This is a genomic window from Flagellimonas marinaquae (assembly GCF_023716465.1).
GTDB classification, from domain to species: domain Bacteria; phylum Bacteroidota; class Bacteroidia; order Flavobacteriales; family Flavobacteriaceae; genus Flagellimonas; species Flagellimonas alginolytica.
In genome coordinates this window covers 1,596,381-1,610,460 of sequence record NZ_CP092415.1, presented here as the reverse complement: position 1 = coordinate 1,610,460, position 14,080 = coordinate 1,596,381, and the positions used below count along the sequence as shown (strand labels likewise).

Annotated in this window: 13 protein-coding genes; 3 read left to right on the top strand and 10 right to left on the bottom strand. The window is 39.7% G+C overall.

The annotated features are described in order from the left end of the window. Position 1: 1 nt before the first annotated feature. Positions 2–775: a patatin-like phospholipase family protein gene (locus tag MJO53_RS07225; RefSeq protein WP_252081041.1), complete on the bottom strand. Its 774-nt coding sequence runs from the start codon at positions 773–775 to the stop codon at positions 2–4. 199 nt (positions 776–974) lie between these two features. Between MJO53_RS07225 and MJO53_RS07220 the strand changes: the two genes are divergently transcribed. Beyond that, positions 975–1,310: an arsenosugar biosynthesis-associated peroxidase-like protein gene (locus MJO53_RS07220; protein WP_252081040.1), complete on the top strand. Its 336-nt coding sequence runs from the start codon at positions 975–977 to the stop codon at positions 1,308–1,310. Positions 1,311–1,412: 102 nt separating this feature from the next. Continuing rightward, positions 1,413–2,501 carry an arsenosugar biosynthesis radical SAM (seleno)protein ArsS gene (gene arsS / locus MJO53_RS07215; RefSeq protein WP_252081039.1) on the top strand — a complete coding sequence of 363 codons (1,089 nt, stop codon included), beginning with the start codon at positions 1,413–1,415 and terminating at the stop codon, positions 2,499–2,501. Here the strand turns inward: arsS and MJO53_RS07210 are convergent. From MJO53_RS07210 to MJO53_RS07200, 3 genes are read right to left on the bottom strand one after another with little or no spacing between them, the layout of a single operon-like run. Further along, entirely contained in the window at positions 2,498–3,547 is a 1,050-nt protein-coding gene (locus MJO53_RS07210; protein ID WP_224835934.1) for a glycosyltransferase family 9 protein, read from the bottom strand. The two genes, arsS and MJO53_RS07210, sit on opposite strands and share 4 nt — an antisense overlap. Further along, positions 3,531–4,136: a DUF4254 domain-containing protein gene (locus tag MJO53_RS07205; protein WP_252081038.1), complete on the bottom strand. Its 606-nt coding sequence runs from the start codon at positions 4,134–4,136 to the stop codon at positions 3,531–3,533. The genes MJO53_RS07210 and MJO53_RS07205 overlap by 17 nt, the downstream gene beginning before the upstream one ends. Positions 4,137–4,175: 39 nt before the next feature. Further along, a complete protein-coding gene (locus MJO53_RS07200; protein WP_252081037.1) occupies positions 4,176–5,105 on the bottom strand; it encodes a DUF6427 family protein in 930 nt (309 codons plus the stop codon). Between the two features lie 39 nt (positions 5,106–5,144). Between MJO53_RS07200 and MJO53_RS07195 the strand changes: the two genes are divergently transcribed. Next, positions 5,145–5,366, top strand: a complete 222-nt coding sequence (locus MJO53_RS07195; RefSeq protein WP_224835937.1) for a DUF6341 family protein — start codon at positions 5,145–5,147, stop codon at positions 5,364–5,366. Here the strand turns inward: MJO53_RS07195 and purD are convergent. The 6 genes from purD to MJO53_RS07165 form a co-directional block, all read right to left on the bottom strand. Beyond that, entirely contained in the window at positions 5,361–6,632 is a 1,272-nt protein-coding gene (gene purD, locus MJO53_RS07190; protein WP_252081036.1) for a phosphoribosylamine--glycine ligase, read from the bottom strand. The genes MJO53_RS07195 and purD overlap by 6 nt on opposite strands. A 63-nt stretch (positions 6,633–6,695) precedes the next feature. Next, on the bottom strand, positions 6,696–7,667 hold the full coding sequence (locus MJO53_RS07185) for a UDP-glucuronic acid decarboxylase family protein (protein WP_252081035.1): 972 nt from the start codon (positions 7,665–7,667) through the stop codon (positions 6,696–6,698). Next, positions 7,664–8,815 (bottom strand): glycosyltransferase family 4 protein, encoded by a 1,152-nt coding sequence (locus MJO53_RS07180; protein ID WP_252081034.1) that lies wholly within the window; start codon positions 8,813–8,815, stop codon positions 7,664–7,666. Before MJO53_RS07180 ends, MJO53_RS07185 begins: the two co-directional genes overlap by 4 nt. A gap of 23 nt (positions 8,816–8,838) precedes the next feature. Beyond that, complete coding sequence (locus tag MJO53_RS07175; RefSeq protein ID WP_252081033.1) at positions 8,839–10,032, bottom strand: glycosyltransferase family 4 protein; 1,194 nt, start codon at positions 10,030–10,032, stop codon at positions 8,839–8,841. Next, on the bottom strand, positions 10,029–11,615 hold the full coding sequence (locus MJO53_RS07170) for an alginate lyase family protein (RefSeq protein ID WP_252081032.1): 1,587 nt from the start codon (positions 11,613–11,615) through the stop codon (positions 10,029–10,031). The genes MJO53_RS07175 and MJO53_RS07170 overlap by 4 nt, the downstream gene beginning before the upstream one ends. Continuing rightward, positions 11,597–13,714 (bottom strand): bi-domain-containing oxidoreductase, encoded by a 2,118-nt coding sequence (locus MJO53_RS07165; RefSeq protein WP_252081031.1) that lies wholly within the window; start codon positions 13,712–13,714, stop codon positions 11,597–11,599. Before MJO53_RS07165 ends, MJO53_RS07170 begins: the two co-directional genes overlap by 19 nt. Between the last annotated feature and the right edge of the window lie 366 nt (positions 13,715–14,080).

Below are 14,080 nucleotides of genomic sequence, written 5' to 3'. Positions count from 1 at the left end.
GTCAGGTCTTGGAAAGTATGTTGTCCAAGGCCTTGCGCCCATGTTCGTAGCCGATGTTATAAGCATTTTCAATGCCTTTCTTGTCCAACACGCCTATTTTTTCAAGTCCTTGGGGCTCAATAAAAAGGTCGCACCTCTGCAATTTTTCGTCGTTGGAAGCATGTATCATCAAACTGGTGACTCTCCCGGTCAATTGAAATGAATTTCGAAGGTCCTTTTTTTGCAGTGGCACGGTGACGGACACATTGCTCCCGATCATAAAATCGGTTTTATCCTCCACATATTCCGTTGGAAAGTTGTTCATAATTCCCCCATCGGCATACAGGGCATCATTGATTTCAACAGGACTAAAAACTGGGGGAAGCGCGGCGGAAGCCAATAAGGGTTTTATAAGTTCGCCTGTGTTAAAAACAGTTTCCTTGCCCCTCATTAAATCGGTGGCAACAATATAAAGTGGCCTTCCCAAACTTTCAAAGGAGTTGGATGGGAAAAAGTGCTCAAATACATTGGCATACCGTTCAGTATCTATAAAACCGGGTTTATTTATGGTAAAAAAACTATACTGGAACAATGGTGTTTCTTTAAAAAAAGAGAGCATTTCTTCAGCGGAATTTCCATTGGCATAAAGTGCGCCAACCAATGCCCCGATACTGGTTCCGGAAACAACATTGGCCTCGATTCCGTGTTCGCGCATGGCTTTGATCAACCCTATGTGAGCCATTCCCCGTATACCCCCACCGGATAGCACAAGCCCTATTCTTTTATTCTTAAACATCTATTCCTTTTATAACAAATGTACATTTTTGGATGGTTCCATAGTGTAAATATATCAACCGAATCGTCATCTTAATATTAAGTTGATAAACAGGCTACATTACTAGTCTATTGCAGATAGAAATGGATTTTTGAAGGTTACAGCAAAATACAATCGTGATATTTGTTGTAAGTTTAGGTGTAACATAAAAATTTGAAGCATGTCCAAATCCTATTACGACCCGGCAGACCTGAGAAAATTTGGTAATATTACAGAGTGGAGCGAAGAGCTTGGCAATAAATTTTTTGATTATTACGGCAAAGTGTTCGAGGAAGGTGCTTTGAGCGCTCGAGAAAAATCATTGATCGCCCTGGCTGTTGCGCATGTAGTAAAGTGTCCTTATTGTATTGATGCCTATACCAAAGATGGTTTGCAAAGAGGCATCACCAAAGAGGAAATGATGGAGGCCGTGCACGCAGGTGCAGCGATCGAAAGTGGTGCCACTTTGGTTCATGGTGTTCAGATGATGAACAAGTACGAGAAACTTTCCATGTAGTTTCTAGAGCGCCTTGCCCATAGAAACAAGACCGCTACCCTTGTAGATGTTAGCAATAACCTCAATTGAATTGGATTGCTCTAAATCCTATAAAAGCATTAAATGGAACAAAGCATATTGACAGACCTAAAAAAAGCAGCTAAAAAATCCTTAAAAGCGAACCAAAACGCACTTGCCAGTACGCAAAAGCAACTGGAAATATTGAACGGGGAACTTTTTGAGAGTGGCGATCTACCATACTTTAAGGATAAAATTGCCGAAACGGGTCAGTCTCCCTTAAGACCAAAAAAATTAGAGGTGCTTCAAATCAACGTCGGATATATGTGCAACCAAGTTTGCGGACATTGCCATGTAGATGCGGGCCCCGACCGAAAGGAAATTATGACCCGAGAGACCATGGAACAGTGTTTATCCGTAATCCGGAATACCAGCGCCCATACGTTGGACCTTACCGGTGGTGCCCCCGAAATGAACCCTGATTTTCGGTGGTTTGTGGAAGAGGCTTCCAAGGCCGGTATCAAGGATTTTATCGTACGGTCCAACTTGACCATTATATTGGCCAACAAGAAATACCACGATCTGCCGGAATTCTTTAAAAAGCACAATGTTCATGTAGTTTCATCCATGCCCCACTATACCCGTGGCAAAACGGACAAACAACGTGGCGATGGGGTTTTTGATAAATCCATAAAGGCTTTGCAAATGCTCAACCAAGTGGGTTATGGTAGGCCAGATAGCGATTTACGTTTAGATCTGGTGTACAATCCTTCCGGAGCATTTTTGCCCACTGATCAAGCTGCCATGGAGCATGACTTTAAAAAAGCGTTGAAAGCTGATTTTGATATCGATTTTCATAATCTTTTTGCCATTACCAACTTGCCTATTTCACGGTTTTTGGACTACCTCATCGCTTCGGACAATTACGAGGATTATATGTATTCTTTGGTAGATGCCTACAACCCTGCTGCGGTAGAAAATGTAATGTGCACCAACACCATCTCAGTAAGCTGGGATGGATGGTTGTACGATTGCGATTTTAACCAAATGTTGGACCTTAAAGTGGCAAGTAAAGTAAAACACATCAAGGATTATAATGATGATGTGCTGAGCAATCGGGATATAATTATCTCACAACATTGCTATGGGTGCACTGCAGGGGCCGGCAGCAGTTGCCAAGGAACGGTGGCTTAATGGTCCAATATTTCCACTAGCTTATCCAGCACCTCTTGAGGTTTGATGGTGCTCATAACATTTTCATATCCCTCTGGCACTTTGTTGCCATACACAGAGGTCGGAATCAAAGGATATTTTTTTCTATCCGCCAATAGGGCATTGTCCATGGACTGCCCAAACGGATAAAACCCAGCATATGGGTGGGTAACCCCCCAGAGTGTCACCACCGGGATACCATAGTTTGCTGCTAAATGTGCATTTCCACTATCCATGGACAACATGGCATCCAAATTTGAAATTAATTGTAGTTCTTCGGAAAGATCGAGCTTGCCCGCCATGCACAAGGCGTTTTCATGCGTTCCTGCTACCTTTTCCAACACATCAACCTCTTTGGCCCCACCTCCGAACAATAAAATTTTATACTTATTGGTATTGTTTAACTGCTTAATAACTTCCTCGGTAGAATCCAAAGGATACATTTTTCCATCATGAGCTGCAAAAGGTGCAATTCCAATCCATTTCTTGGTATCTTGTTGCACCAGACCCAGCACTTTTTCAGATAGCTGGATCCTTTCCAGTGGTTTTGCTTTGGTTAAGTCGATGGGGAAACCAAGTCCGGCAAACACATCGGCATAGCGTTGGTGGGTTGTCTTTAGTTGTTCAAAAACTTTGTTTTTGGGCCGGGTGAGTGCTTTTTTGTCCCTTCGTCCCTTGTCCAATTGTACAACGGGCACCCGTTCCAAAGTAAAATATTTTTTAAGAACCCTGCTACGCAGTACATTGTGAAGATCGGCCACTGCATCAACCTTTAATGGTTTAAGTTCTTTAAATAACCGCCAAAGCCCAATAAGTCCCTTGTGTTGTTTTTTTACCTCCGCTGCTACAACTTCCACATTGCCCATCCCATTAAAAATAGGCGCAAACGATTTTTTGGTAAGCACCGTAATCCGCATTTGGGGGTATTTTTCTGTAAAAGTTCGTAGTACGGGCACAGTCATGGCCACGTCACCCATTGCAGACAAGCGGATAACCAATATATGGGTATGTTCACCCTTTTTGTCCACGTAAAACCGGGTTTAGTTCATCATCGTTGTACATTTTCATTTGCTTATACACTTTCATGTACTTGTCCCCGGATTCAATATCCATTAATAATTGATCTATGGCAGTGGACAGGTCTTTCTTTTGCTCGAGCAATACGGCGAGTTTATCGCTACATTTTTTAATATGCTCGGAAGAAGCGTCCGTTCGGTTTACCTCTTCTTGCATATGATAGATCTTCAGGGCCAAAATAGAAAGCCTGTCAATGGCCCATGCCGGGCTCTCCGTATTGATCTTGGCATTTTGCTTTACCTGTACCGATTGGTATTTATTTAAAAAGTAACTGTCTATATATTCCACCAAATCGGTACGGTCTTGGTTACTTGCATCAATTTTACGTTTAAGGTCCAAGGCTGCAACAGGGTCAATTTCCGGGTCACGTATAATATCTTCATAATGCCATTGAACGGTGTCTATCCAATTTTTTCTATACAACAGGTGCTCCACTTTATCCTTTGGATAAGGGTTGGAAAATTCTTGATAGACATCATCCTTGAGATGGTACTTTTCTATACTTTCCTCAAATATGTTGAAGGCAAAATCGCTGAACATAATAGTAGTTTTGTTCAAAGATATTGCTTTATGGCGTACTTAGTTTAGATGGACCACAAAAAGAGTGGAGGCCAACACCAAACAACCGATCAAAACCACTTCTTGAAGGTTTTGTTTTTTTATTTCTTCAAAATAATTGGTAAGGAAAATTGATGCGGGAAAAAACGTGATCATTACCGGCGAACGATCCACAGGGTTAAACAGAATCAATACCGTGGCCAGCAAAAAGGTGAAAAACACAATTCGTAGGAGCAACAATTTTCCCCCGCTCACATTTCGCAGGCGCACAAATACCGTGATGGAAACAATGGTGATCAAAATTAGATAAATCAATATTTTGAAATCCAACACTTGAAAAAAGGATTTATCGGTAAACAATCCTAAAGAAAATTGATAGTGTTCCGCAAAAAAATGAAGAGATCCCTTTAGCTTGAGCACGGTAAACGTTAAAACAAAAACAGTGGCCGTTCCCAAAACAGGCACCAGCCAATTTTTAAAGGTTTTACGGTCGTAAACCCCTATCACATAAAAGATCAAGAGCATAAACGCCAAAGACCAATCGTAGAATAAGCTTGCGGTGGCTATTAACATGGAAGCATCAAAAATCTTGTGTTTTACGTTCCTAATGGATTTAATGGACAACACCCTCCAAAATGCCAAAAGCAGAAAAAAATTGGCAAAAATAATGTTCTGGTGCCCCAAATGGTCGGAAAAGGAGATGGCCAAAAGCACAAAAAACACCATGGTATAGGAATTGGACTCGGTCGCCTTTTCCTTTCTCACGATTTGATTTGTGATAAAAACGGAGAGTAGCAATGCGGTGAACATCAGCAGTTCAAAAGGGATGATCTGGCTAAATTTTTGCCCGCTAGGCCCAAAAAAAATATTGGCAAAATAAAAAAGGAACAAGAACACTCCCAGCACAATATAGTTTATGGGCTTTGTTTTTCCGAAAAAGCTTGAAATCATCCTATCTTTTGCTACTTTTGTAAAGTAAATATAGCCAACATGAGCAAGTTTTTTTACGGTATAGAGGACTTATTTGTAAATTACCTATTCGCACCTTTGGATTTTCTACGCTTTATGCACAGCTGGTGGGGTGCCAACACGATCAACTGGATCTTTATGATCATTGGTTTTATCGCAATGGTCTATTGGATGAAACAATTAAAGATCTTTAATGACAATAACGAAGAGAACAAGGAGATCAGCTCCCATTCTTATCTATAGGTCAAAACCAATATCTTTTCTGTAGTACATTCCATCAAAATGGAGCTTTTCCATATTTTGATAGGATTGCTGTAACGCTTCCTTAAAATCTTTTCCGAAAGAAGTGATGGCGATTACACGCCCTCCATTGGTAACTACTTGCCCGTTCGACACTTTGGTTCCGGCGTGGAACACAATGGAATCCCTAACGTTTTCTGTACCCGTAATTACCTTGCCTTTTTCATAAGCTTCGGGATAGCCACCAGAAACTGCCATTACCGTAGTGGCCGCTCTATTGTCAATATCCAGTTCTACTTTATCTAATGTCCCCTTGGCCATGGCCATAAGCACCTCTACCAAATCACTTTTAAGCCTTGGGATCACCACCTCGGTCTCAGGATCGCCCATCCGAACATTGTATTCGATCACTTTAGGCTCGTTGCCAACTTTGATCAGGCCGATGAAGATAAAACCTATGTAAGGCAAATTGTCTTTTTTAAGGCCATCCACGGTCGGTTTTACAATCTGGCGCTCTATCTTGTCCATAAATTCGGAATCGGCAAATGGAACAGGGGAAATAGCACCCATTCCTCCTGTGTTGAGCCCAGTGTCTCCCTCTCCTATTCGTTTATAATCTTTTGCTGTAGGGAGTATTTTATAATTAGCGCCATCGGTAAGAACAAAGCAGCTCAGTTCTATGCCGTCCAGAAACTCTTCGATAACGACCGTTGCACTTGCGTTTCCGAATTTGGAATCGAGCAACATGGATTTAAGCTCATCCTTGGCTTCTTGAATGTTTTGAAGAATAAGTACTCCTTTACCTGCCGCCAGGCCATCTGCCTTGAGCACGTAGGGCGGTTTTAAGGTTTCCAAGAAGGCATAGCCCTTTTCTAATGTATCTGCCGTAAAACTCTGATATGCTGCAGTGGGAATATTGTGCCTCATCATAAACTCTTTGGCAAACTCTTTACTTCCCTCAAGTTCTGCAGCGGCTTTTTCCGGCCCAATTACAGAAACTGCCCTTAGCTCGGTATCGTTTAAGAAAAAATCGTGCACCCCCTTTACCAAAGGGTCTTCCGGCCCCACTACCACCAAATCAATGCTTTCTTTCAACACCAATTGTTTAATGGCTTCAAAATCGTTTACGCCCACTTCGACATTTGTCGCTATTTGAGAAGTGCCTGCATTACCGGGCGCAACAAAAAGTTTAGAAGTTTTAGGGCTTTGGGATATTTTAAGGGAAATGGCGTGCTCGCGACCACCTGAACCTAGGACCAGAATGTTCATGTATTAAAGTTTTGGCAAAAATAACTCAATTGTATTTTAATTTAAGAGTTATTTGCAAATGATCTATTGTGAAAATTCTCTATGGGCTTCCCACAACTGATCATGTGATAACGATTTGAAATACTCGAACACTTTTTTGAGCCCATCGGAGCGGTGCACCTTGGGTTCCCAGTCGAGTATTTCTTTTGCCCTCGAAATGTCGGGCTGGCGTTGCATAGGATCGTCTTGCGGCAATGGTTTAAATACGATTTTCTGATCGGTTCCTGTTAGTTTTATTATTTCTTCCGCAAATTCCAGAATGGTAGTCTCATCGGGATTACCAATATTGATGGGCTCTACATAATCGCTCATCAATAAACGGTAGATTCCTTCGATTTGATCATCGATGTAGGTAAAGGAGCGTGATTGCGAGCCATCCCCAAAAACCGTTAAGTCTTCGCCACGAAGTGCCTGCCCCATAAAAGCAGGGACTACACGGCCATCGTTCAATCGCATTCGAGAACCGTAGGTGTTGAATATTCTAACTATTCGGGTGTCCAATCCATGATGCCTATGGTAGGCCATGGTGATGGATTCCATAAAGCGCTTGGCCTCATCATACACCCCTCTTGGACCAATAGGGCTAACATTGCCGAAATAATCCTCATTTTGTGGGTGCACCAAGGGGTCGCCATACACTTCGGATGTGGATGCCACAAGAATTCTTGCTCCATGGTCACGGGCCAAGCCCAATAAGTTCAAGGTTCCCAAGGAGCCCACTTTAAGGGTATCTATCGGAATTTTAAGATAGTCGATAGGGCTTGCCGGTGAGGCAAAGTGGAGGATATAGTCCATTTTTCCGGGTACATGGACAAATTTGGTAACATCGTGATGGAAGAACTCGAAACGTTTTAAGTGAAATAGATGCTCTATGTTTTTGATATCGCCTGTGATCAGGTTATCCATTCCGATAACATGATGGCCCTCGGCAATGAACCTATCGCAAAGGTGCGAGCCTAAAAATCCGGCTGCCCCGGTGATGAGTGTTTTTTTCATTCCTTAGTTTTCTTCTTTTGAGGAGAATCCTCCTTTTTCCCTTTGATAGCCTCAATTTTTCTTTTCAGACGAATTTTCTGTTTTAAGGTGGTGAAGTTATAATTGTATCTAAAAAATATATACCCTAAAAAAATTACTACACTTACCAACATTATCACCATTCCTGTATTTTTTGCTTTACTGCCCAGAATAATAAAAAGCACTACAAAAATGATATTGAAGCAACCTATTATAAAGCTTGCCTGTTTATGGGATAATCCCCAAAAATCGATAAGGACGTGATGTACATGGTTTCTATCCGGAGAAAATGGTCCTTTTTTGTTAGCCAATCGTATTGCAAAGACTCTAGCCGTATCAAACAAAGGGACAATTAGAATAGAAATGGCGATCAATGGCGCATTCTCCAATAAAAATGGTAGTTCGCCATAAGAAGTTGGTTCTAGCGCTAAAAATTTTAAAGTAAGAATGCTTATTATAAAACCAACGATTAATGAACCTGTATCACCCATAAATATTTTTTTATTAGAAGATACATTAAATCCAAAAAACGCCATTAAGCAAGCATTCATAGTAATAGCCATCAACGCAAAAAAATATTCTTGGGATAAGTAGAAAATCGTAGTATAAATAACCATGATAACTATACCAACTATTGAAGCAAGACCATCTATCCCATCAATTAAATTATATGAGTTGATAATTGTTAGCATCAAAAAACCTCCAATCACCAAATACAGGTAATAAGGGATTTCATAAATATTGAGAAAACCGTTTAAAGACTCTATTCCAAAACTATCATTTACTAGTACAAAACTGATTGCAAAGACTTGGGCTATTAATTTAGAACCGGCAGAAAGTACTACCATATCGTCTTTAAGACCTACAATAAACAAGATTGTTAAACCAGGTATAAGGTACATGTCCTCAGAATATTCGTGCCAATTCTTAATAAAGAATAGGGCAATAATTAGTGTAAAAAAGAAAGAAACTCCCCCTAAGGTCGGTGTTTTACTGCTGTGCGAGCTTCTTTGGTTCGGGTCGTCCATAAGTCTCTTATATTCCACAACACTAATGATCTTGGGAATAGTAAGGTAAACCAACAAAAAGGAACCTATAAAAACTAGGATGGCCGTTTCGAGAAAATTCATCTCATTAAAATTAGAAAATTGTATTATTTACTTATAAATGATAACATTTGAATTGCAATATTATTCCTTTTAAAATCGGATACAAAAGTGTCGAAAGGATAATCTTTGCCTTTTTCCTTTTTTAATTTTTCAACTTTGGCTAAAAAATCCATTTCGTTTTCGGGTTCAAATGACTCTCCGATCCCATAGTTATTGACAAGAACTTCGGACTCTCCCTCTACACCTAATAAAATAGGCTTGTGCATCGCTGATAACTCAAAAATCTTTGAAGGTATGACCGATTTAAAAGTATCTGATTTTTTTAAATTTACTAGTCCTACATCCAACAGTGAAATATACTTGCTTACTTCTTCTTTTGGAACTGAATCCAACATGGTAACATTTTGTAAGCCCTGTTTTTCTTTTAATTTCAACAGATTTTCTTTTTCTGCACCTGAACCAAGAAATATAAAGTGAATTTTAGGGTCTTTTATTTTTTTAGCCGCATTCAAAATAAAGTCTAGTTTATGTGCCAGACCATGGGTTCCTATGTACCCAAAAATAAATTTATCCGCTAACCTAAGGTTCTTTAAAAGTTCTAGGTTTTTGGGAGTGGGCTGAAATAAGGAGGCATCTATACCATTTTTAAAAACCCCTATTTTTTCTGGCGAGATATTGTGCTTTTCGACTAGCTGTTTTTTAAAACTATCTGTTACCGTAATTATCTTATATGCAGTTTTGTACATTCGTCTTTCCAAGTACTCAAAATAACTGATAATAAAATTACTTTTCATGGCCCCCACCGCTTTGATCGATTCTGGCCAAATGTCCCTAACCTCCATAATCCATTTTTCCCTTTTGAATATAGAAAGCCATCTTCCTGCAATGGCTGTAAAGAATTGTGGAGATGTTGCAATAATCAAATCGGTTTTCACAAAAAGTCCTGCTACAATTGCAGAAATCATAAAACTGATGTAATCTAAAATCCTTTTAAAAAAACCTTCGTTTGCGGCAATATAGGTCCAAACTCGAATTACTCTAATACCTTCTACCCATTCTTCTTGTCTCCATTTGTTTTTATAGCCCTCGAAGACTTCTCCTTTTGGAAAGTTTGGCGCACCGGTAATTACAGTAACTTCTGCCCCTTTTTTTACCCATTCGGTACAATGGGCAAAAGTTCTAGACGCTGGAGCGTTGAACTCAGGTGGAAAATTGTCCGTTAGAAAAAGAATTCTCATCTATTTATTGTTCTTATAGTTGTCTCTAAGGTTTGATTAAAGTTTACCTCTATTTTAATTGCTCTTCTTCGGGTATTGAAGCCTTCAGCAATATGGCATGATTGATTGGAAACTTTTATTCCCTCTCCTTGAAAAAAGATGGCAATTCCTTCTGGTCGTAAAATGATTGAATCCCCTTCTTGTTCTATGTTGTTAATACTTGGATGGAAATGAAAATGCGCGATTGCATGTTCCTTTTGGTTTTTGATGTTGTCTATTATTTTGAATTCATTATCGCCAATTCTAAACTCTCTTTCATGAAGGGTAGGATAATATCCATTGTGGGAGGCTTTAACATAACTATTCCCTTCTTCAAAGTCAACGACCTTGGCTCTTTTCCCAACTCTAAAACCACCCCATACCTGTGTCTGTTCTCTATTGCCAATTTTAACGGTATTGTGTGCGTCAGTTTCTCGCTCTTTCTGTCTTAATTCGTTTTTTTCGTAGGTCGATGTTCCCGTATCAACAATTACAGGTATGCCTCTGAAATACAATTCAAAGCTAAAAGTGTCGGAATGTGCGTGTCCAGGTTGATAATCGGGGCCAACATTTCCCACGTCCATAAAAATTTCAAAATTGGACTTTTCGAACTTTCGGTATCCTGATGAGATTAGTTTACCTCTTTTCCATCTTAGCCCAAGGTCATTCGCATAATCAAATAAATCTTCTGAAGATGGAGCAATTCCATAAGCGCTATCATTTACCATAGGGATATTACCATTCGAAAAAGTAACGGTTTGAAGCCATGAAAGCATTTTTTCGGCCTTCCCTTTTAATAATGGTAACAATCTGTTAGACTTCCAAGGGTTCAATTCGGCAAGATTTATACAATCCAGTAAGCGGTGCAACAAAATCTGATGGTACATGGGAGAAAGTTCAAAGTGAGCACCATCATTCAAAACCTGTTCCTCCAATTCTGTTTTTAGAATAGATTCTGCCTTTTTGTAAAATTGATCATCTTTGAAATAGTATGCTCCAAAAAAAAGGGAAAACCCATTTTCCAAAAGGTGGTTCCCAAGCAGGTGGTATTCCAGATTGTGGTGCAGCCTCTGATAGTGCTTGTAAAGGGTTTGGTTTATGGCATGGTCCTTTATCTGGTTTCTTGAAAGAAATTTTATCCAATTTATTCCTCTCAACGAAATTGGATAGGGCTCCAGACCATCTTTCAGTTGGCTTTCGGCCACCATGTAATCCTTGATTAAATCAAGTCCTTTTTGGGTTATACTATTTTTTTGGTTGAGAAAATCAAAATAATTTAGGTTATAGGTCCACAATTTTCCAAACCCATTGTAGTTCCAATCTATTTTGTTTGTGAAATCATGCAGCAAATTGAGAAACTCAAACTTTTGAGCTTCATGGAATGCGTTTTGAAAATAAATTTCCTTCCCATTCCATACCAAGCCGTTCACTTCCTTATTAAGGCTTTTATAGGCTTTCTTGGAAAAGAATCTATTCCCAACAAAGTAAAACAGCCTGTAATAGATTTGTTTACCCTTTAAAAACTTAAGTGTGTGGAATAAAGTCGTTATTCTATGGTAATCCATTTACCTTGTTTAAGGGATTCAATGGCGGCAAAAGAGGCCTTAGTGGTGTTCATTAAACTTTCAAAGGGTATAATTGGTTTTCCTCCGTTTCGTTGTTGATCCAACAGGGCCTTAAACTGGTTAAAATGTCCTTTGTCCTGCCCTGAAGACATATTACCGCCTTTAAAACCATATGTCTTTAACTTTCTCCAATTGTCCATGACCAACGTGCGTTCTTGGGAATAAACCTCTACACGTTCCTTTGAATAGGACTTGCTGCCATTGGAAAAATAATTGATGACTGCGTTAGTGCCGTTCTCGTATTTAAGTAAAATACTAGCATTATCAGTGTTCTCCTCTGGGTTTTCCCCCATGGCGTTCATACAAACTGCAACCACCTTGCTATCTGCCAGATAGCTACACAAGTCTATAAAATGACATCCTTCTCCAATAATTCTTCCTCCACCAACTTCCATATCGTGCACCCAGACCTCTGGTGGAATATATCCAGCATTCATGGTGGCAACAATATTTATGGGTGTTTGTGCTTTGCCAAGTAGGGTTTTCATTTTTTGGGCCAATGGGGCAAACCTTCTGTTAAACCCAACTGAAATACAGGAATTGCTTTCTCCATACGCCTTTTCAATATTGGAAAGTTCCCCATGAGTCAATGCCAATGGTTTTTCCACAAAGACACTTTTGTTGGCTTGTATAGCTTCCAATACCATTGTGGCATGCATATTATGTTGCGTTGTTACAAAAACAAGGCCCACATCATTATCTTGCAAAATCTCTTTGTAATCTGATGTTGAGTTGGATATTCCATGCTTTTTGGCCTGTATAGTTCCGGACAGCCCGCCTGAGCTTGCAATATATTTTATATCTGCCTTGAGTTTTGAAAGGTTAGGAAGAATTGTGGAACTGGTAAAATTTCCGGCGCCGATAATTCCAATGACACCCTTTTTCCCTTTATAATCCTTTTCAACAATTTGTACGGTTTTGGACTGTTCCTTGGTGTTGTCATATTTCAAAATCGATGCAATTGACCTCGAATTGGCCATATCGCCATATATCTTTTTATAGTCTTCCAACAAAAGGCTTTCCGTGATTAACGGTTTAACTTCTAGCATACCTTTTGATATCGCATTCAAAACCGCTTCAAAGTTGCGCTTTTCTGTCCATCTAACATATCCAATGGGGTAATCGTTCCCCTTTTGCTCATACTCATCATCATATCTGCCAGGGCCATAGGAGCATGATACTTGAAAGGTGATTTCCTTTTCATAAAAGTCCGCCCTGCTGATATCCAATCCTATTACCCCCACCAATACGATTCGGCCTCTTTTTCGACACATGTTGGCAGATTGGGAGATAATTTCATTGCTCTTGTTGGATGCTGTGATTATGACTCCGTCTGCACCTATTCCGTTTGTGAAGGATTCCACAAATTTGACTTGATCGGTTCCTTCAGCTGGATTTATTGCCGTAATCCCTTTTTCTTTTGCTATTCTAACCTTTTCAGGGTCAAAGTCAAAGCCTATCACATTACAACCGTTGGCCAATAACAATTCTGCAGTTACAAGACCGATCAATCCCAATCCAACCACCACTATGGTTTCACCAAAAGTAGGATTTAACAATCTTAGACCTTGTAGCCCTATAGATCCTATCACTGTAAAAGTAGCCTCATCATCGCTGACATTGTCTGGAATCTTGGCCACTAGGTTTTTGGGCACACAAACATATTCTGCATGATTTCCATTGGAGGTCACGCGATCCCCAACAGAAAATTCACTTACGCCTTTACCAACCGCAACCACTTCTCCCACATTGCAATATCCAAGCGGTAACGGTTGGTTCAATTTATTGAGAACAGCACTAACAGTTGGCTTTAAACCGTCTGTTTTAACTTTATCCAAAACCATTTTGACCTTATCTGGCTGTTGCTTTGCTTTTTGGATGAAATTGGCTTTGCCAAACTCAACCAACATACGTTCAGTCCCTAAAGAGACTAAACTTCTTGTAGTTTTAATAAGAACACTTCCAGACTTAATGCGTGGTACTGGAACTTCCTCCAAAATAGTATCGCCGTTCTTAAGGTCTTGGATGATTTGCTTCATTGCATGTTTTTAAGCTTCAAAAGTATGGTAAAATTGCTATTAATCATATTAATCAATTTCAAAATCCCCTCCTAGATAAAAGTATCGGATAAGGTTTATAAGTTATTCTACCAAAAGGGCGAGAAGGCCTAATATTAAGCTTCTTAAAAGTTCGCACCTCAGTTACATTGTACACAATCACGTACTTACACATGCCTAATCTTAAAAGCTATCCTATAAATTGGGGGATGAACACACAACCATAATATTCTTAAAAATAACAGTATCTGTATTTTCTGTCTCAAGGCGGGCCTCAAGTTTAAAACAAAACAAAGATTCTAAAAACAAAAAAATTAACCTCATATTGAAACTGCAGGTTTTTCGGGC